Source organism: Schleiferilactobacillus shenzhenensis LY-73 (assembly GCF_000469325.1).
GTDB classification, from domain to species: domain Bacteria; phylum Bacillota; class Bacilli; order Lactobacillales; family Lactobacillaceae; genus Schleiferilactobacillus; species Schleiferilactobacillus shenzhenensis.
Window position 1 is genome coordinate 1 of record NZ_KI271589.1, and the last position, 18,736, is coordinate 18,736.

13 protein-coding genes and 1 pseudogene are annotated in these 18,736 nt (G+C 55.8%); 9 read left to right on the forward strand and 5 right to left on the reverse strand.

The window, feature by feature from the left end; translation table 11 throughout:
• Nucleotides 1-70: 70 nt before the first annotated feature.
• The 3 genes from L248_RS07485 to L248_RS07500 form a co-directional block, all read right to left on the reverse strand.
• Nucleotides 71-364, reverse strand: a complete 294-nt coding sequence (locus L248_RS07485; protein WP_022529550.1) for a hypothetical protein — start codon at nucleotides 362-364, stop codon at nucleotides 71-73.
• Between the two features lie 63 nt (nucleotides 365-427).
• A complete protein-coding gene (locus L248_RS15160; protein WP_022529551.1) occupies nucleotides 428-1,900 on the reverse strand; it encodes a TMEM175 family protein in 1,473 nt (490 codons plus the stop codon).
• 140 nt (nucleotides 1,901-2,040) lie between these two features.
• On the reverse strand, nucleotides 2,041-3,330 hold the full coding sequence (locus L248_RS07500) for an MFS transporter (protein WP_022529552.1): 1,290 nt from the start codon (nucleotides 3,328-3,330) through the stop codon (nucleotides 2,041-2,043).
• A 100-nt stretch (nucleotides 3,331-3,430) separates the two neighbouring features.
• Here L248_RS07500 and L248_RS07505 point away from each other — a divergent pair, with 100 nt between their 5' ends.
• Entirely contained in the window at nucleotides 3,431-4,432 is a 1,002-nt protein-coding gene (locus L248_RS07505; protein WP_022529553.1) for an Rgg/GadR/MutR family transcriptional regulator, read from the forward strand.
• On the opposite strand, the gene L248_RS07510 is transcribed toward L248_RS07505, so the two are convergent.
• Complete coding sequence (locus L248_RS07510; protein WP_022529554.1) at nucleotides 4,429-5,865, reverse strand: alpha-L-fucosidase; 1,437 nt, start codon at nucleotides 5,863-5,865, stop codon at nucleotides 4,429-4,431. The genes L248_RS07505 and L248_RS07510 overlap by 4 nt on opposite strands.
• A gap of 192 nt (nucleotides 5,866-6,057) precedes the next feature.
• The gene (locus tag L248_RS15600) at nucleotides 6,058-8,775 is read right to left on the reverse strand and encodes an SLAP domain-containing protein (protein WP_155828598.1); all 2,718 of its coding nucleotides are present in this window, start codon (nucleotides 8,773-8,775) and stop codon (nucleotides 6,058-6,060) included.
• Between the two features lie 336 nt (nucleotides 8,776-9,111).
• Between L248_RS15600 and L248_RS07520 the strand changes: the two genes are divergently transcribed.
• The 8 genes and pseudogenes from L248_RS07520 (at nucleotide 9,112) to L248_RS07555 (ending at nucleotide 18,604) form a co-directional block, all read left to right on the forward strand.
• Nucleotides 9,112-10,077 carry a glycosyltransferase family 8 protein gene (locus L248_RS07520; RefSeq protein WP_022529556.1) on the forward strand — a complete coding sequence of 322 codons (966 nt, stop codon included), beginning with the start codon at nucleotides 9,112-9,114 and terminating at the stop codon, nucleotides 10,075-10,077.
• A gap of 36 nt (nucleotides 10,078-10,113) precedes the next feature.
• Nucleotides 10,114-10,910, forward strand: a pseudogene (locus tag L248_RS07525) (trans-sulfuration enzyme family protein).
• Between the two features lie 220 nt (nucleotides 10,911-11,130).
• Nucleotides 11,131-12,090: a GH25 family lysozyme gene (locus tag L248_RS15165; RefSeq protein WP_022529558.1), complete on the forward strand. Its 960-nt coding sequence runs from the start codon at nucleotides 11,131-11,133 to the stop codon at nucleotides 12,088-12,090.
• A 28-nt stretch (nucleotides 12,091-12,118) separates the two neighbouring features.
• Nucleotides 12,119-12,586 (forward strand): hypothetical protein, encoded by a 468-nt coding sequence (locus tag L248_RS07535; protein WP_022529559.1) that lies wholly within the window; start codon nucleotides 12,119-12,121, stop codon nucleotides 12,584-12,586.
• A gap of 401 nt (nucleotides 12,587-12,987) precedes the next feature.
• Nucleotides 12,988-14,943, forward strand: a complete 1,956-nt coding sequence (locus L248_RS07540; RefSeq protein WP_022529561.1) for a sucrose-specific PTS transporter subunit IIBC — start codon at nucleotides 12,988-12,990, stop codon at nucleotides 14,941-14,943.
• 21 nt (nucleotides 14,944-14,964) lie between these two features.
• A complete protein-coding gene (locus L248_RS07545; RefSeq protein ID WP_022529562.1) occupies nucleotides 14,965-16,440 on the forward strand; it encodes a sucrose-6-phosphate hydrolase in 1,476 nt (491 codons plus the stop codon).
• An 8-nt stretch (nucleotides 16,441-16,448) separates the two neighbouring features.
• Nucleotides 16,449-17,441 carry a LacI family DNA-binding transcriptional regulator gene (locus L248_RS07550; RefSeq protein ID WP_022529563.1) on the forward strand — a complete coding sequence of 331 codons (993 nt, stop codon included), beginning with the start codon at nucleotides 16,449-16,451 and terminating at the stop codon, nucleotides 17,439-17,441.
• 146 nt (nucleotides 17,442-17,587) lie between these two features.
• Nucleotides 17,588-18,604: a tagatose 1,6-diphosphate aldolase gene (locus L248_RS07555; protein ID WP_022529564.1), complete on the forward strand. Its 1,017-nt coding sequence runs from the start codon at nucleotides 17,588-17,590 to the stop codon at nucleotides 18,602-18,604.
• Nucleotides 18,605-18,736 lie beyond the last annotated feature (132 nt).

Consider the following 18,736-nt stretch of genomic DNA (forward strand, 5'->3'; position numbering starts at 1 on the left):
AAGCTGTGCCGGCCACGTTCCACGCCCAGCCAGCCGGAGGGCCCAAATCGCCGGGCCACGCGCAAATTGGCTACTTTCCTAACTGCCGGCTCAATATCCGCACCCAACTGAACGTCGAGATTACCGTGGCGAGGGCTAGCCCGCTGACGGTGTAGATAGTGAGCTGGAGGGGATAGGCGAAGGGATGGAGCAGCGTTAAGACGATGACGACCACGGCGAAGACGAAGTAGGCGGTGCCGATGATGGTGATCAGCTGCTTGCGGCGCAATACCGGAATGGCGGAGATGAAGTAGAGAATCATTTGGCCGACTATCCAGATCATGGTGATGGCTATGAAGACCACCACGAGCGTTTCCACCTCCATTGGCTTTCGTTCCTTTCTTCTCAGGCGCAGCGCATGTGAAGTGCTGCGCCCTTTTTCATGCGGTTAGCTCTGCTTCCCACTATTGCTATCGTCAGATGAGGCATCCGCGGCCGCGGAATTCGGTGTCTGCTCTGCCGCAGCTTGCTCAGCGGGTTGATCGGCAGCATTCTTATCCTGATTCTTGGCTGCCTTTTTCTCTGCCTTGGCTTGGTCGTGGGCAATGTGGGCAGCGGCTTTGGCTTCGCGGCGCTGGCTCTTCAGGTCGATCTTGTGCTGCTTCGCCGCCAGCTTGGCGTCGGCCAGCTGGGCATCGCGTGCTTCCGCCCGGCGGTTGGCTTCCGTCTCGGCCGCAGCAGCGCGGGCGTCTTCTTCGGCTTCCCGCTTCTGCTCGGCGGCCTTGGCTGCGGCTTTAGCCGCTGCCTTTTGCGCCGCTTCATCGTCTTGGCGCTTCTGCTCGGTGGCTTTGGCGGCGGCGCGCTGCTCGGCGGCTTCGGCATCCCGCCGCTGGGCGGCAATTTTGGCCGCATTATCAATGGCGGCTTGCTGCAGCTTCAGTGCCCGTTCAGCGGCATCGGCATCTTGTTTCTGCGTATCCCGAGCGATGTGCCGCTGGTCGTGCTGGGTTTGGCGGGCAGTGTGCTGGGCACTGCGAATCGTCTTTTGCTGCTGCACGAATTGTTCCCACTGCTCCTGCCGTACTTGGCGGATTCGGTCAACGTCTGCCGTACCGGGCGCGCCGGCTTCGGACCGGGCGCCAATCCGAGAATCCAGCCAGTGACTCAGGACGCCTGTCCAGTCCGTGGCGGCCGGTTTGGTCGCGGCTGTTTGGCCATTCGCCGCCGCGGTGGCCGCGGCAGCATTTTGTTCATCCACCATCTTGCGGTAGGCCTTCATCTGCTCCCGGGGCAGCTGCAAGTACTCTTTCCGCTGGGCCGGGGTCAGTTGGGCGACATCATACATCTGCTGACGGTCCCGGCTGCTCAGCAGCAGGTTGGTCACCGGATAAGCCAGGTAGAACCAGACCACGACGGTGGGGAAGAAATACGCCAGCACCAGCAAGCCGATATTGAGAAAGGCATAGAACTGGTTGTGCTCCCCGTATATCTTGCCGTAAACCTGGCGCATTTCTGACTTATCGGTGTACTGGAAGTGCAGCACTGCACGCGCTAACAAGCGGAAAGTGAAGGAGACCACCGCGCTGAGCACGCCATAAGCGATGACCGTGATACGGGTGGTGTTGCCCGCCATCATATTGGTCGCCAGCGGGGTCAGGGAGAGCACCGCCAAGTAGAGAAAATCGTAGAGCATGATCCGGTAGCTCATGTCGTCGATTTCGTTGAACGTGGTGGCGTGCTGGTACCACATGTTGGCCACCAGGGCGAAACTGATGAAATACACGCCGATTTCCTTGGCCAGCATCAAATAGTTCGTCCAGTTGTCCTTCATCACCGGCGTCAGATCCAAGACCATGATGGTCAGGATGATGGCAATGACGGCGTCGCTGAACGCGTCAAGCCGTAACTTGAGTTTCTTCAAATTCCTCGCCCCCCAATTTCTCTCCTGAATTATACCCCGTCTGGAGACGATACTTGACATGAAAAGCCTTGGCTAGTGCAAAAAATCCTCATTGATATGAGGATTTCTCTGCGCTGCCTTTGTTTCACGTGGAACACACTTCATTTAACCGGCTCCGGGACGGTTGCCGCCAAGCGCTTCAAGTAAGCTGCGATGTAGAGACCGAACCCGGATACCGCCAGTGCCGCCCCCGCGAAGAGCTGCCACGCTAAGACGGGTGAGCCGGCGTTGGCAATCGTGAGAAACACGGCCTGACCCACCGGCATACCAATCAAGCTGAGGGTCGAAATGACACTCATGGTGGCGGCGATACGGTCGCCGTCGCTTTCGCCAATCACCAGCGCGCTGATCTTGGGATTGACCTTGCCCACCAGATAAGCCGCTGCGGCCAGGGTACCGACCATCACATAGGGATTCTGGATTGTCACCATGTTCAGGCCGAAGAGCACGCTGATGGCCGTCGCGCCGGTGATCAAGGTGGCCAAACTCAGCCGCTGTAAGCCGTCGCGGGTGAACAGTGCCCCGGCAGTCATGGCAATCGCTGAACTCATGCCAATGATCGCCACGGTGTTACCAAAGTTGCCGAACCACAAGGCTTTCTGGCTGGTCAGGGTCACGTTGACCAGTCCATCCAAGGCCGTGAACAGCATGTTCACCAGCAGCGTCAGCATCACCAGAGCGAAGAGCGGCTTATTTTGGTAGACCGTCCGCAGGGAGTGGCCGATGCTGGCGAAGAAGCCCTCCTTATCAGCCGCTTCTGGAACGGCCGCGACCGTCACGGGACTGTCTTTCTCATCGGCCTGCAGAAAGGCCCGGCGCTGAGCCCACAGAACCAGGCCAGCGACTAGAAAGCTGACGGCATTGATGATGCCGAACAGCGCGAAGTTGTGGTGCAGCGCGACGATCAGCGCCGCCCCGACGCCCTGGAACACGATCTTGATGATGCCGCCCACCCCTTGTTCAAAACCGGTGGCGTCCCCCAGCTGGTCCTTGGCGATAAAGTGCTTGTAGTATGGCAGAACTAAGCTGCTGGTGTAATCCGCGATGGTGTCCGAGGCAATGTTGATCACCAGCAGCACTACAAAGGCCCAGAAGGCTTGGCTGGACTGGATGATCACCGCTAACAGCAGATACAGGGCAAACTGAACGAACTTGAGGACCGTCATCATGCCGAACCGCCGGCGGGTGTGATCCGCCAGGTAGCCGTTGGGTATCTGGAAGAAGCTGGGCACCAGGTTGGCCACTGCCACCAGGGACACGGCCAGCGCCTTGTATGGCAGCGCGCCGGCATAAATGATGAACACGATGTTGAACAGGACGGAGCCGATCATGCTGAGAAAACTGGACACCGTCAGGACACGGTAGGGTTTGTTATGCAGAAAAACGTTCATAATGAATTCCTCCTCGGATAATGGTGAATCGACCGCTCTGGCTTAAGCACACCTTGACTATACGAGGACAGACCCCTATGCTGAGAGAAATTCGTTATATATGCAGAAAGAAGTGGCCGTCATGATCGACACTCTGTACGGAACGGTGTTTCACCGTTTGCGAACGAACAAAAACATCACTTTGCAAACCATCGAGAACGCCACGGGCATCTCCAATTCCTTCGTGTCCCGGTTTGAACGGGGCAGAAGCGATATCACCCTGACCAAGCTGATGCCCTTGCTCAAAGCGATCCACGTCCCCTACCCGGAATTTTTCTTCGAATACACTTACGGCCGGCTGGCGGATCCCGCCGATTCGCCGGCCGCCATCCGGGCAAAACTCGCTGCCTTTCTCACCCCCCTGGACGACAACTTGACCACCGGCTTCACCTTGCGGTCTGAACATTACGAAGAAGCCATCGCACTGGCGGCCAAACAAAAAGCCCGGTTCCAGGCAGAACCGAGCCAAACGAATCTCTTGATGCTGGCCTTCTTCCGGGGGTTAGCCCACTACTTGCAAACCGAATACACGACGGCCCACCCAGCAGCGGCGGGAGCTATTCCGCCGGACACGGGGACACCGATCCTGCGCCATTACCTGTTGACGGTGGACGACTGGGGCAGCTATGAAATCACGCTGTTCGTTATGGCCGCCGTGCTCTTTACACCGGCAGAAAATCTTCAGCTGCTCCGCCAGGGCTACCGTAAGAGTCAACGGTTAGGCATCAGCCGCACCTTCACGACCCTGCAATTCCAGCTCCTCTTCAGCGACTTCACCGTGCTGCTGGCCCGCCGTGCCTGGCCGGAAGCGCAAGCGGTTCTGACAATGATGACGGAACGCCCCAGCGACGACTTAACGGAACGTAATCTGACGCTTTTTGCCCGGGGCTGGCTGCAGATTCGCCAGGGTCAGCGGACGGCTGGGGAAAAGACATGCCGCCAAGCGTTAGCCATTTTCCGCATCTTAGGCGCTGACGAGTCCGCTGCCCTCTGGGAAACATACCTCACCGGTATTCTGGCAGAACCGCCGTCGCAATTCATTCTGCTGAATCTGGACTTTTAATCCTGCTGGCACAAGTCGGTGGCGCCCAGATAGGACACCAGCGGCAGCGCCCGGAACTGTTTGAACCGCACTTGGACCGCCGTGATGGCTTGTTGCGGGACGCACACGATGCGCTGGTACCCCACCGACCCGACTTGGGCCACGGTGTACCAGCGGTCATCGTCCGGCAATTGGACCGCAATTTCGGTGTCTTCGATGCGCTGGCCGGCAGTGAATTGCTCCCGCAGGACGAACGCGTTGACAGGCGTCGGGACTGGTAATTGCACCGTAATGGCAGGGGCGGGATCGTCAGCACTGGGCGTCCAGACCTGCTCCAAGTCTTTGGTGAAAAGAGCGGTGCCAGAGACCGGCGTCGGGTTGGAAGAATACGTGACCCGGCTGTCCGCCAGCAGGTTTTCGGCTTGCAGCAGCCGCACCCGTCTTCCTAAGCCTTGCAACGCTCGGCGGTCCGGGGCCGCAATCTGGCCGCTGGGATCCGGGGGCACGTTCAGCAGGAAGGTGCCGTTGCCGCCCACCGCGGCTTGGTACAGCTTAAACAGCGCGGCCGCCGACTTCACCTGGTCGTCTTCCACTGGATGGTAGAACCAGCCCGGGCGGATCGAGGTATTCACCTCGGCCGGATACCAGACCAGCGGCCCCTCGTATTGGGCTAACGCCGTCCGACTGCCCAGGTCGTCGTCCGTGGCCGAGAAAACCCGGGCAAAGTCTTCGTCGTCTTCCTGCTGGGACTTGGCGGCGATGGCGTCCTGATCGCGTAAGCTGGCCGGCACGACGCTCCACTCGTTGGGCCGCACATGGCCGGCTTCGTTGCCGACCCACCGCACGTCCGGACCGCTTACAGCGATGCAGGCATCCGGCTGCAGCCGGCGGACCGTTGCGTAGATCCGCTCCCACTCATAGTGCTGTTTCTTCCCATTGGGGCCTTCGCCGTTGGCACCGTCGAGCCACACTTCAAAGATCGGCCCATACTGGGTGAGCAGCTCGGTGAGCTGATTGATATAGAAGTCGTTATACGCCTTACCCTGGCCATAAGTTTCCTCGGTCCGGTCCCAGGGAGAAAGGTAAATACCAAACTTCAGCCCGTACTGGGCACAAGCCCGGGCCACCTCGGCCACCACATCGCCGTGGCCGTTGCGCCACGGCGAACGGGCGACGGTGTGCTCAGAGAACCGGCTGGGCCATAAACAAAAGCCGTCGTGGTGCTTACACGTCAAGATCAACCCGCGCATCCCTGCTTCGTTGGCCACCCGTGCCCATTGGCGGGCATCGAAGGCCGTAGGGTTGAACAGCTCCTCCGGCTCGTGACCGGTACCCCACTCCCGGTTGGTAAAGGTGTTCATGCCAAAATGGATGAAGCCGTAGAACTCAGTCTCTTGCCAAGCAATCTGCCGCGGCGCCGGCCGCACGGCCACCGCGTCTGCAATTGTGCTCATTTCTTCACTCCCTCGCTAAGCTATCTTCAGTTTAGCAATAAAGTAACCGCTGTCAATAATAGGCTACGAAAGAGGTGATTCGCCGGCAAATCACCAGCCAACCACCTCTTTAACCGCTCCAGCTATTTCTGTCCTATTGTGTTACAAATAGTGTCGCTGTCTTGCACGCATTAATAATTATTCATCACATCATCATTGAGTAATCCAGACCCCGTAGTCAGTCGGGACGTACTGATTACCGCCAAGATGATAATAAACACGTCCATCTTTCAATGTGCGCAGTCCAAATGTCTTCCAACGGGAACCGGCTGGAATCAATTTAACAACCTGTAAGTCCTTGGTCCAAACGGCAATGGACCAGTGCGGTGAGGGTGCGTAATGAACTGTAAAAACACCATGAACTGAGTTGTCGACGATAATCACGTCTGCCGCTCGAACGAATTGGTCACCGCCAAGATGGTAAGCGACAATTTGTCCTTTTGAATTCACAACTTCGTTGAAATACTGCCAACTCGTTTCGAATGGCAAAACCCGGTGAGTAGGTTCTCGAGTTTCCTTATCACGATAAAGAACTGCTCCACTCTCCGAATGAACCGATACGGCCCCACGAGCTGGCCGCAATGTGAACAAATCTAGAATCGGCGGTGTAATCACTGGCGGTTTTGGTGGTTTTGGCCGTTCTGGTACTTCCGGCGGGCCCACAGGTGGTTCTGGCTTTTCTGGCACCTCCGGTGGATCCACAGGTGGTTTTGGCTTTTCTGGCACCTCCGGTGGATCCACGGGCGGTTCTGGCTTTTCTGGTACTTCCGGCGGATCCACTGGCGGTTCTGGCTTTTCTGGTACTTCCGGCGGTTCTGGCTTTTCTGGTACTTCCGGCGGTTCCGGCTTTTCTGGTACTTCCGGCGGGTCCACTGGCGGTTCTGGCTTTTCCGGCACTTCCGGCGGGTCAGGTTTCTCTGGAGCGGTTGGCGCTACTAACGTGACGAATGCTGGGGCCTCACTATCCAGAACTATAGTGTCAGGATTCGCGATATGATCAGCATATTTTTCTGGTAAGGGTGTTGTAACCTCTTCTCCCCGCTGACCTGTAACGTTGCCCGTAGCCACTTGTTTTCCGTCAAGTAAATATGACAATGAGCGTGTCACTTTAGTTGATAAAAGTGTGAGTACCAGCGAAAGTGGATTTGCACCCATTAGTGAATGGAACTGATTGTTATCATGAATCGTCGCATTCTTCATAAACAAGCCGCCAAACGCATTACGATCAAAGTTTCCAAACTCTGAAGAAGGAATTGCTGCCACGCGGCTACGCACAGAAGCCCATAACTGGGCACCAGTATATCCAAAGGCACCATCACGGAATTCTGGCGTGATTGAGATTGGCTCCTTTATGCTGAACGTGATGGGCTGCCCATCTGTCGTTTGATATGCTAACGGCATGTTGGTCTCGCGCGGTTGCACATTGATGTCGATTCCCTCAGTAATCGTTTCTTCGGTAATGGGATAATGATTATATTCCATTGTTTCCCACACCTCATCGGTTTTGACAAAACTGCCTGAATCGTAAATCTTGCCAACTTCCACAACAATCTGTCGCACATCAACGACTGCCCCTTGATATTGTAAGCGTATCTCCACAGTTTTCATCACTCGGGGGACAACCATTAATTGATAATGCTCGACCTTGTCCATGACTATGTCAACCCAAATCGCCTGCCCATCCGGAAAACGATATCCAGTGGGCAACTTGACCTGCTGCGTATTGACTTGCTGAGTTGTACCATAACGCCCAGTAATCGTAGTTTCTCCTACCACCCTATTGTTCTCAGCCGGCGATACGAATTGTATTTTTCGGTCCATCCAGATTGGGGCAGTTTTTACATCTACAGTTAGATTCTGGGGATCTCTCGTTGCGGGCTTAAAATACAGTTTGTTGTTGCTCGTTGAAAACTGTGCCGGCAAGTGATCGTCCAGTATCTGCTCATTCTCTGCGCCGACATAACTGTCGTCTAGAAGGACCGATCTGTTGGGGATAAGATCATAGAACTGTTTGGCAACTTTACGTGACTGCCCGGTCAACACGTTACGGTATGAGACATTGATCGTCGTTCCTTGCTTCTTCTCCAGCAACAGCGTGTATGGTTTCGAGTCGTCTAGTGGAATCAGGTTGACAGTCGGCTGAAAACCAATGGGTATTTTGCTCATACTGTACGTTACACTGCTACCATAACTGCCGGTTACGGTAAAGAAACCCCGATTTTTCCCCCCTGGATCTACCATTTGCACTTCTCGTGAAACACTCGCCGGTAAATAATCGACAGAAACTGTGCAACCATTGTACCAATCGGCATGACGGTAAAAGCCAACATCAACCCATGGCGATTTTTTCACGACGTACGGATTGTTCGACGACACACTTTTTATATTATACTTATTCAGGAATGAGGAACGGAATGTGCTTGCAAACAGTTGATTAGGAATCACTTCTGACTGCTCAGTTTCTTTGCCATCCCAAGTGCTGCGCAGTTTCCATTTAACCTGTACATTTCGGGTGGTGTTCTCTGCGCGCTCCAAAAGAACATCCTCGACGGAATGCCCCTTTATTGTAATTTTGAGATCCGTCGCCAACACGTACCCTTTGGGAACTTGGCTTGTTGGTAGCGATACCCGACTACCCAGCCGGCCACGAATCGAGCCTTCACCGACGACGATTATTCCGTACGGATTCGGGCTCTTAAAGATAAGCCGATAGTTCTGTTCCACTTCATTGGCAACAGTAGTAACTTGGGATGCAGCATCGCTTGTCCCTAACACAATCGGCACAGTTATAGTGCTAAATTGTGCCGCGACTAGCCCTGTGGCAACACCCACTTGGGCTGCTTTCCTCCATTTCGCTATTTTCCTAGTCATGGTCATCTCCTCCATCTTATTGTCACCGCTTACTAGATAAGTGTAGCAAACATCACCCACCCCGCACGAGTCTCCGGCGCTATATTTCTGTTTCTTTTTTCACACCAAGATGAACAGAAATCTGATAATACTCTGCCAGCGGCCACACGGGTGTGCCCCCTCAATTTCTGAAAACGAGCAATGCCTCCTTGACGTAACTTACTCCTAAACGTCAATACCGCACTAAGAATGCAGAATCATTGACATGTGGGAAATACAGCTTATACTTCTCTTTGAGTGAGCACTCAATTTATTTCAGAAAATTGCTTGCCTAATAAACGAAAAGGTTGTGATCCAATGGCCCAAACAAGCACGCGGATCCCATTATTCTTCTCCGTCGACGACCGGTATGTTCCCTTTCTCTCTGTGGCTTTGACCTCCATCGAAGCCCATGCCAACCCGGCCGACCAGTACGACGTCTACATTCTCCACGAAGGCATCGCGCAGACTTATCAAGAGCGGTTGCTCAAGCTGGCCACATCGCAGTTCAACATTCGCTTCATGAAGATGGACGACACCAGCCTCGGCAAAAAAATGGGTGGTGATCAAGCTAAACTGCGGGGCGATTATGTCACGCTGACCATTTACTTCCGGCTGTTCATCGCGGACATGTTCCCCCAATACGATAAGGCACTGTATTTGGACGCCGACATCACCGTTCTGCACGACATCGGTGACCTGTACCGCACGGATCTCGGTGATAAGCTGATTGCAGCGACGGAAGATACCTTCCTTTCTCACGATGAACGCGGTACTCGCTACGTGCTGGAAGCCTTGGGCATGCCCACCAACGAGTACGTGAATTCCGGCGTCATGGTCATGAACTTGAAGGCACTGCGGGAAACACGTTTCAGCGATGTTTTTCTGCAAATGATGAATCAGTACCACTTCCACACCATTGCCCCCGACCAGGATTACTTAAACGTCATCACCAACGGCCACATCAAGTATTTGGACCCGAGCTGGAACGATCTGTCCCGGACCCCGCCAGAATTGGTGCCGAATCCCAAGCTGGTACACTACAACCTCTTCCGCAAGCCCTGGCACTTCGATAACGTCAAGGACGGCCAGTACTTCTGGGAATACGCGAAGGACTCGGACTTCTATCCAGACATCCTGAAGATCAAGGCGGACTTCACCCCGGATCAGCAAGCGGCAGAAGCTAAGAAGCTGGACGAGATGCTGGATTATGCCATTCAGATCACCCAGGACAAGGTTAATTTTCGGACCGCCGGTGTGAAGAACGCCATCCCGATGGCCTGACATTATCTTTTTTAATTCAGAAGGGACTGGGACAAAATTCTCCCTCGACGCCGTGCCAAAGCTGTCTTCTTAGAAACGCCGGCCAACCCCACGCTGCGCGTCTACGACATCCCCAAACTGGCCGACCTCGCCCACCGGCACGGGGCCTTGCTTATCGTGGACAATACGTTCATGACCGGTTACCTGCAAAAGCCGCTCACCCTGGGCGCCGACGCGACCGTGTATTCCGCCACCAAGTTCTACGGCGGCCACGCCGACTTGAACGCTGGCTCCATCACCTTGAACGATACCGATCTTTACAACGAGTTTTTCTTCTATCAAAATACGCTGGGCGCGACCCTCAGTCCCTTCGACAGCTACACCTTGCTGCGGGGCATTCGCACCTTAGCCATCCGGCTCGATCGCCAGCAAGAAAACGTGGCTGCCGTCATTGCCGCCCTCAAGCGGCATCCGGCGATCGACCAGGTCCTCTATCCGGGCTGGTACTCCCCTGCCGAAGCGGCCATTCAGAAGAAGCAGGCGCGGGGGTTCGGCGCGGTGATTTCTTTCTCCGTCAAGCCTAGCGTTGACCTGGGCGTCTTCTTCGAGAAGCTCCAGCTCATCGACTTGGCCGTCAGTCTGGGCGGGGTGGAATCCCTCGTCTGTCGGCCGACCACCATGACCCACGCCCCTACCCCAAGGACAAGCTGCAGAAGATCGGCGTCCGTGACAACCTGGTTCGCTTCGCGGTCGGGATCGAGAACAAGGACGACATCATCTATGATCTTTCTCAGGCCTTGACCATTGCCCAGGCGAGTGGTCAGGTATTGGATAGAAAGGCGGACTTGCAGTAGTGGTCCAGATTGTTTTCAAATCTCCCTTTTCGGCGAAGACACTTCCGCTAAAAAAAACGCGTGTTCCGCACGCCGCGCCTCATCGTGAAATAATTAGTTCCTGCGAGATGTGGTCCAGGCAAATTTCTGGTATCCTTAACGGTGTAAATATTCGTAAAACAACGAGTGGCCCACTCGACGCCCGCCGAACACCGCTCCATGATATGAGGAGGAATTCCACTTGCATCATTCGCATAGAATCGTCCAAAAGCTGGGGATCGCTCTGCTGCTTGGTCTGGGTGTCGGGGTCGCTGTGACGACACCGGCCGCTGAAGCTGCTGCCTTCGCCCAATTCGCCGATGTCGCCAGTTACCAACCGGACGATGTCGTCTTCTTTAAGTCCTTGGCTACCAACGAGGTCGCCGGGGTCGTTGTGAAACTAACGGAGGGTAGTGCCGACGGGGATGCTTACGTGAATCCAAAGGCTGGTGCCCAAATCAAAGCCGCCCAGGCATCTGGATTGAAAGTCAGCCTGTATCACTATGCCCGTTACAATAGCGCGGATGAAGCCCGTGATGAAGCCGACTTTTTTGCTGATACAGCGGATCAATTCGGACTCGGAAAAAACACGGTCGTTGTGGATGACGTTGAGGATTCATCTTTGGCGGACCCTTACAATGATACAGTGGCTTTTCAATCCGAGCTGGCCGCCCGCGGTTTCAACAACCAGGTCACCTACTCGATGGCTTCCTGGTTCTGGAATAATAAGGTGCCGCGTAATTATCCTATTTGGGTGGCCAATTATGGCGTTGACTCACCGCAAGTGGATAATGCCGCCGCCTGGCAGTACACTAATAACTACCAAGGCAAAAATGTCGATATGAGTTATGATTTTACCGGCATCTTTACCAATAGCACCAACAACAGTTCAGGGTCATCAACCAATAATAATCAGCCGACGCCGACCGTCACCAAAAACGCGGTCGCGCAAATCAAATACGTCCCTGGATACAGTGTTGCCCTATGGAATGGCTACGGTGCGGCCCGTACTTTCTCCGGACGCAAATTACCGCATAATTCCCGGTGGAAGGTTGTCAAACAAATCCAAGTCAATGGTCACTATTGGTACAATGTGGGTACCAATCAGTGGATTGACGCGCAATATACCGACCATCCTAATGGCTTCAGCAACCTTTCGTAGTACAATAGTTTTTTGAGGAGGTTACACCATGCATAAGAAGATCGCATTACCGTTACTCGGCTTGGCCCTGCTGCTCACCCTTGGCGCCTGCAGCTCGGGCAACAAATCCACTGCTGCATCAAGCAGCAAAGCGAAGACAGAGACGGTCGCTAAGTCGAGCAGCACGGACAGCAGCAGCACCACGTCCAGCAGCTCGTCCAGCGAGAGCAGCAGTACCAGTTCCAGCAGCGCCTCTGGTCAGAGTTCGAGTTCATCATCCAGTTCCAGTGCCACCCAGATTACCAGCTCCGACGCCGCCATCAATGCGTTGAAGCCCACTGCCGCAGCTAAGTTTGCCAATGACGCACCGCTGGTTTACGCGTTCGACAAACAAGTTACCGTAAACGGCAAATCTGCTTACCAAATCGAAGTCGGTAAAAACAATGGTCGCAGTACGATTGCTCTGTACAATGTCTTCCCCGACGGTACCATTCAACTGGTTAAAACATACAAATAGTCAGTACAATTTCACGATGTGCCAGCGGTCCTCTGCAGAGGGCCGCTTTTTTGTATCGGGCGGCGCTGAGCAGCTTGGCCGCCCAAGCTCAGTGGCACTTGGATTTGGGCTTTGCGTCTGTAGCTGCGCCGTCCTGCTCGGCAGCATCCGCTTTGTCGTTCGATGAACACAGTGCGGTCAGCAGCAAGCCCAATGTCGAATTTTGCTTCCCGTTAATCATATTATCTGAATCTCAAAAGTCTTGATAAACAAAGGGTTTATCAAGACTCGATCGTGGTTTCCTCAGCCCTCAACAAATAAAAATTGTCAAGCGCTTGACAATTCATCTGGCACCGGTTACAGTATAACCGTAGAAATGAAAAGGCTTTTAGGGATGCACCACCATCAAGGAGGATTTCACCATGAAACATGCAGAAGTGGCCAAACGCGTGCTGGCCGACATCGGCTCGGACAACATTCAAGCCGCCGCCCATTGTGCCACCCGGTTACGGCTGGTCTTGAAGGACGACAAGAAAATTGATCAAAAGGCGCTGGATAACGATCCGGACGTGAAAGGCACGTTCGAAACCAACGGCCAGTACCAGATCATCATCGGACCCGGGGACGTGGATAAGGTCTACGACAACCTGATCAAGCTCACCGGGCTGAAAGAAGCCACGACGGATGACTTGAAGAAAGTAGCGGCGACCAACGCCAAAACCAACCCGATCCTGGACTTATTCAAACTGCTTTCTGATATCTTTATCCCCATCATCCCGGCCCTGGTCGCCGGCGGGCTGCTCATGGCCCTGAACAACGTCTTGACCGCCCAGAACCTCTTCGGTGCCCAGTCGGTCGTGCAGATGGTGCCTGGCATCAAGGGCTTCGCTGACATGGTGAACGCCATGGCCTCTGCCCCGTTTGCTTTCTTGCCGATCCTCATCGGCTACTCGGCCACCAAACGCTTCGGCGGTAATCCTTACTTAGGCGCGACCATGGGCATGATCATGGTCTTGCCCTCCCTGGTCAACGGCTATAACGTGGCGGCGGTCACGGCGGCCGGCAAGATGACCTACTGGAACGTCTTCGGGCTGCACATTGCCCAAGCCGGCTATCAGGGTCAAGTCCTGCCGATCCTCGGCGTGGCCTTCATCCTGGCCACGCTGGAGAAGTTCTTCCACAAGCACCTCAAAGGCGCTGTGGACTTCACCTTCACCCCGATGCTGGCCATTGTCATTACCGGCTTTCTCACTTTCACCATCGTGGGGCCGGTCCTGCGTACCGTCTCGGACGGCTTGACCACCAGCCTGGTATGGCTGTACAACACCACCGGCTGGGTCAGCATGGGGATCTTCGGTCTGTTCTACTCGGCCATCGTCATTACCGGCTTGCACCAGACCTTCCCGGCGATTGAGACGCAGCTGCTCGCGCAGAAAGCCACCACCGGCGGTTCATTCATCTTCCCGGTGGCTTCCATGGCGAACATCGCCCAAGGCGGTGCCGCTGCGGCCATCTTCTTCGCCACGAAGGACAGTAAGCAGAAGGCGTTGGCCTCTGCTTCCAGTGTTTCGGCCATGCTCGGCATTACTGAACCGGCCATCTTCGGGGTCAACTTGAAGCTGAAGTTCCCCTTCATCTGCGCGGCCATTTCTTCTGGGATCGCCAGCGCCCTGCTCGGTCTGTTCCACGTACTGTCCGTTTCCATGGGACCGGCCGGCTTGATCGGCTTCGTCTCCATCGCACCGCAATCGATTCTCTGGTTCATGCTCTGCGCCATCGTTTCCCTCGTCATTTCCTTCAGCACCACCTTCGTCTACGCGAAGCGGGTCCTGAAGGCACCAGTGGCCGAAGAAGCTGCTGACGACACGACCGTTTCTGAACCGGCTGTCAGCGACGAAGTCATCATGGCCCCCGTTACCGGCCAAGTCGAAGACATCAGCAAGGTCAATGACCAGGTCTTCGCCACCGGCATCATGGGCCAAGGCATCGCCATTATCCCAGAGTCCGACCAAGTTGTGGCCCCGGCCGCTGGGACGGTCACTGTCAGCTACCCCACGAAGCACGCGTACGGCATCAAGTCCGACTTGGGCGCCGAGATCCTCATTCACTTGGGCATCGATACGGTCAACCTCAAGGGCGAGCACTTCACCAGTAATGTCCAGCAGGGGGACCGGGTCAATGCCGGCGACCTCCTTGGTACCTTCGACCGGGCCGCGTTGAAGCAGGCCGGTTACGACGACACCGTGATGGTGGTCATCACCAACACCGCCGCCTACGCCGATGTCCAGCCCATTTCTCAAGACGCCGTCACGGCCGACAAGCAATTGATTGCCCTGACCGCTCAGAGTGCCAACGCGCCTGTTGCCGCCAACATCTAATCAGGAAGAAAGGGACTGCCCATGATCGCAGAATGGAATCGCGACTTACGTTACCGCCCGTATAATGAATGGCCCGCCAGTCAGGTTGCCGGGCTGCGCCGCCAAGTCCAGGCTTCGCCCTGGCGGCTGCATTACCACATCCAGCCCACCACGGGCCTGCTCAACGACCCCAACGGTTTCAGTTTCTTCAACGGCCGCTGGCAGTTATTCTATCAGGCCTTTCCCTTCGGCCCGGTGCACGGGCTGAAGTCCTGGGTGCGGATGAGCAGCACAGACCTGATCCACTGGGAGAACGACGGTGAAGCCGTCATTCCGGACACCCCGTATGACGCCCAAGGGGCCTACTCGGGTTCTGCGCTGCCCCTGGCCGACCAGCTTTTCTTAATGTATACCGGCAACGTGCGCAATGGCAGCTGGCAGCGCCATGCGTACCAGGTAGGTGCGTGGATGGACCAGACGGGGCGGGTAGAAAAGCTCGCCAAGCCGCTGATTCAAGCGCCGCCTGCGGGCTTCACGGATGAATTCCGCGATCCCCAGCTGACCTTGGCCGACGATGGTCGTTTCCGGGTCCTCTTGGGCGGTCAAACTCGGGCCAAGCAAGGGATGCCGCTGATCTATGAGGGGGAGACCCTGTCTGACCTGCACTTCCGGGGCACCCTGCGCACCGGCATCGAGGGGCGCAGCGGGTATATGATCGAATGCCCCAATCTGGTCACGGTGGACGGTCACCCAACGTTCATCTTCTGTCCCCAGGGCATGGCGCAGAGCGTCGCGGCCTATGATAATATCTTCCCGAATATGGTGATCACCGCCGCAGGGGTAGACTGGGAGACCTTGACATTACAGGCGCCCAGGACCCCCGCCAATCTGGACGAAGGCTTCGACGTGTATGCTTCCCAAGCCTTCACGGCACCAGACGGCCGCACCCTGCTGAGCAGCTGGATCGGTCTGCCCGATGTCACCGCCCCGGATAGCCGGGACGGCTGGGCCAATTGCCTGAGCCTGGTCAAAGAGCTGCATTACCGGGATGGGCAGCTGTACCAGTACCCCGTGGCCGAGACTAAACGGCTGCGCGGGGAAGCGCGGCCGCTGCATATTGCCAGCGGCACCGACAGCTTTATCGGCACGGGCGACCACTATGAATTGGCGCTGCACGCCGACGCAGACACGCCGCTGACCTTGACGATTGCCGGCGTGCGCGTCACATTGGACACAACGACTGGGCAGGTCCTGGTCGACCGCAGCCGCGCTGGCGTCCCCTTCGCCACCGACTGGGGCACCACTCGGCGTTTCACCCTGCCGGCTCACCAGCCGGTCACCCTCAACGCGTTCGTCGATACCTCGGTGATGGAGTTATACTTTAATAATGGGCAGAAAGTCTGCACGGTGCGTTTCTTCCCCCAGACTCCGACCGATACGCTGCAGCTGAATACGGCAGCACCCGAGGCCGTCCACGCCACGCTGTACCCGCTGACGGCACTCGACATTAATAACTAGGAGAATGCATGATGGCGACATTGAACGACGTCGCGGCGGTAGCCGGGGTCTCCCCCACCACCGTGTCCCGCGTGATCAACAATTACGGATCATTGAGTGAAAAAACCAAGACTAAGGTCTTCGCCGCCATGCGGGAGTTGAATTACGCGCCCAATAACTTGGCCCGCTCATTATCCGGGAAGAAGACCCAGCTCGTCGGCTTGATCTTTCCCTCCGTCAGCAACCCCTTCTTCGGGGAGCTGGTGGCCACGCTGGAGAACACGCTGTTCGCTGCCGGGTACAAGACGATCCTCTGCAACTCCGCCAACAACGCCGACAAGGAACGGGCCTACCTGCGCATGCTGGCGGCCAACCAAGTCGACGGCATCATCACCAGTACGCATAATCTTGGGATCACGGAGTATCAGAAAATCGCGCTGCCCATCGTGGCCTTCGACCGCAACTTGGCGCCGACGATCCCCATCGTCAGCAGCGACAACTACCAGGGCGGGCGCATTGCCGCTGAAGCCCTGGTCAGCCAAGGCTGCCGGCATATCGTCATGCTGGTCAGTTCCGCAGAGACGCCGGAACCGACCAACGACCGTCAGCGGGCCTACGCGGATGTCTTGCAGCAGCACCACCTGACGCCGCAGGTCACTCCCCTGGGTTTCACCACGGATGTTAGTGTGAAGCGATTGACCATCCGTACCTTGCTCCAAGACGATCCGACCATTGACGGGGTGTTTTGCAGTGACGATCTCACCGCGCTGCTGGTTTTGGAAGAAGCGGAGCAGCTGGGCAGAAAGGTGCCCGCTGACCTGAAGATCATCGGCTACGACGGCACGCCGTTCATGCAGGCGTATCATCCAGAGCTGGCCACCATCCAGCAGCCGTTCAATGCCTTGGGCCAGCTGCTGATTGCCACATTGACCGCGTGCATTGACGGACGGCCGCCGAAAGTATTGGCGCCGCTGCCGGTGCAGCTGCGGCCGGGACGCACGCTGACGCTGGACTGGGCATAAGAAAAGAGACAGATTCGCACTTTGAATCTGTCTCTTTTCTTATGCCCGGGTATGTAAGCACCCGCCTGTGACGTCTGCCAATTTCTGTTCTATAATAGAGGCGGTTTGAAAAATCAAACGAAACACAATAGGAGGCTATTTTATTCATGAGTGTCAAATTGAATGCGTCACAGTTGGAACACTTGAAGAAATTGTCAAACGACAGTAATGTCATTTCTGCCTTAGCCATTGACCAGCGCGGTTCGATCAAGCGGATGATCGCCGAAGCAGGCAACAAGCCGGCTAACGAAACAGAAATCGTGGACTTCAAGAAGGCCGTTTCTTCTGAATTGACCAAGTATGCCAGTGCCATTCTGCTGGACCCTGAATACGGCCTGCCCGCGACCAAGGTTCGCGACCCGAAGTCTGGTCTGCTGCTGTCCTACGAGAAGACCGGCTACGATGCCACTGAACCTGGCCGCTTCCCAGATCTGATCGACAACCAGTCTGCTCTGCGGATCAAGAACGAGGGCGGCGACGCTGTTAAGTTCCTGCTCTATTATGATCCCGACGAACCCGACAGCATCAACGACCGCAAGTATGCCTTCGTTGAGCGGGTCGGTGCCGAAGCCAAGGAGAACGGTCTGCCGCTGTTCTTGGAGCTGGTCACTTACGATGGCAAGAACGACAAGGGTTCTGCTGAAGAATTCGCCAAGGTTAAGCCCCACAAGGTCATTGCCGCGACGAAGGAATTCAGCAAGCCGCAATACAACGTTTCTGTCCTTAAGTTGGAAGTACCCGTCAACCAGAAGTTCGTTGAGGGCTACACCGACGAAGGCGTCAAGCCTGTCTATACCAAGGCGGAAGCTGCCGGCTACTACAAGGAGCAATCCGAAGCCACTGACCTGCCCTTCATCTTCCTGTCCGCTGGTGTATCCAACGAACTGTTCTTGAAGGAACTGCAATTCGCCAAGGATGCCGGCTCCACGTTCAACGGTGTCCTTTGCGGCCGTGCAACTTGGAAGCCCGGCATCAAGCCGTTCGCTGTTGACGGCGAAGCTGCTGGCCGTAAGTGGTTGGAGACCGAGGGCCGTGCAAACATCGAGCGGTTGAACAAGGTCTTGGCTGACACGGCTACTCCTTGGACTGACAAGGTCGAAGAAGAGAATACCGTTAACGCCTAAGCACATTAATAATCTCCTTAACGACAAGAAGAAAGGAAGCTGCGAAAACCGCAGCTTCCTTTTTTGATGCCTTGAGCACCTTTTCCTCTCTATCGTGCGCGACGAGACACAGATGACCGCGACGCTTCAAAC

What these genes read in the sequence shown, in the direction of transcription:
- L248_RS07485 (WP_022529550.1), bottom strand. Translation starts at nt 364, where the DNA reads ATGGAGGTGGAAACGCTCGTGGTGGTCTTCATAGCCATCACCATGATC.
- L248_RS07500 (WP_022529552.1), bottom strand. Translation starts at nt 3,330, where the DNA reads ATGAACGTTTTTCTGCATAACAAACCCTACCGTGTCCTGACGGTGTCC.
- L248_RS07505 (WP_022529553.1), top strand. Translation starts at nt 3,431, where the DNA reads ATGCAGAAAGAAGTGGCCGTCATGATCGACACTCTGTACGGAACGGTG.
- L248_RS07510 (WP_022529554.1), bottom strand. Translation starts at nt 5,865, where the DNA reads ATGAGCACAATTGCAGACGCGGTGGCCGTGCGGCCGGCGCCGCGGCAG.
- L248_RS15600 (WP_155828598.1), bottom strand. Translation starts at nt 8,775, where the DNA reads ATGACTAGGAAAATAGCGAAATGGAGGAAAGCAGCCCAAGTGGGTGTT.
- L248_RS07520 (WP_022529556.1), top strand. Translation starts at nt 9,112, where the DNA reads ATGGCCCAAACAAGCACGCGGATCCCATTATTCTTCTCCGTCGACGAC.
- L248_RS07535 (WP_022529559.1), top strand. Translation starts at nt 12,119, where the DNA reads ATGCATAAGAAGATCGCATTACCGTTACTCGGCTTGGCCCTGCTGCTC.
- L248_RS07540 (WP_022529561.1), top strand. Translation starts at nt 12,988, where the DNA reads ATGAAACATGCAGAAGTGGCCAAACGCGTGCTGGCCGACATCGGCTCG.
- L248_RS07545 (WP_022529562.1), top strand. Translation starts at nt 14,965, where the DNA reads ATGATCGCAGAATGGAATCGCGACTTACGTTACCGCCCGTATAATGAA.
- L248_RS07550 (WP_022529563.1), top strand. Translation starts at nt 16,449, where the DNA reads ATGATGGCGACATTGAACGACGTCGCGGCGGTAGCCGGGGTCTCCCCC.
- L248_RS07555 (WP_022529564.1), top strand. Translation starts at nt 17,588, where the DNA reads ATGAGTGTCAAATTGAATGCGTCACAGTTGGAACACTTGAAGAAATTG.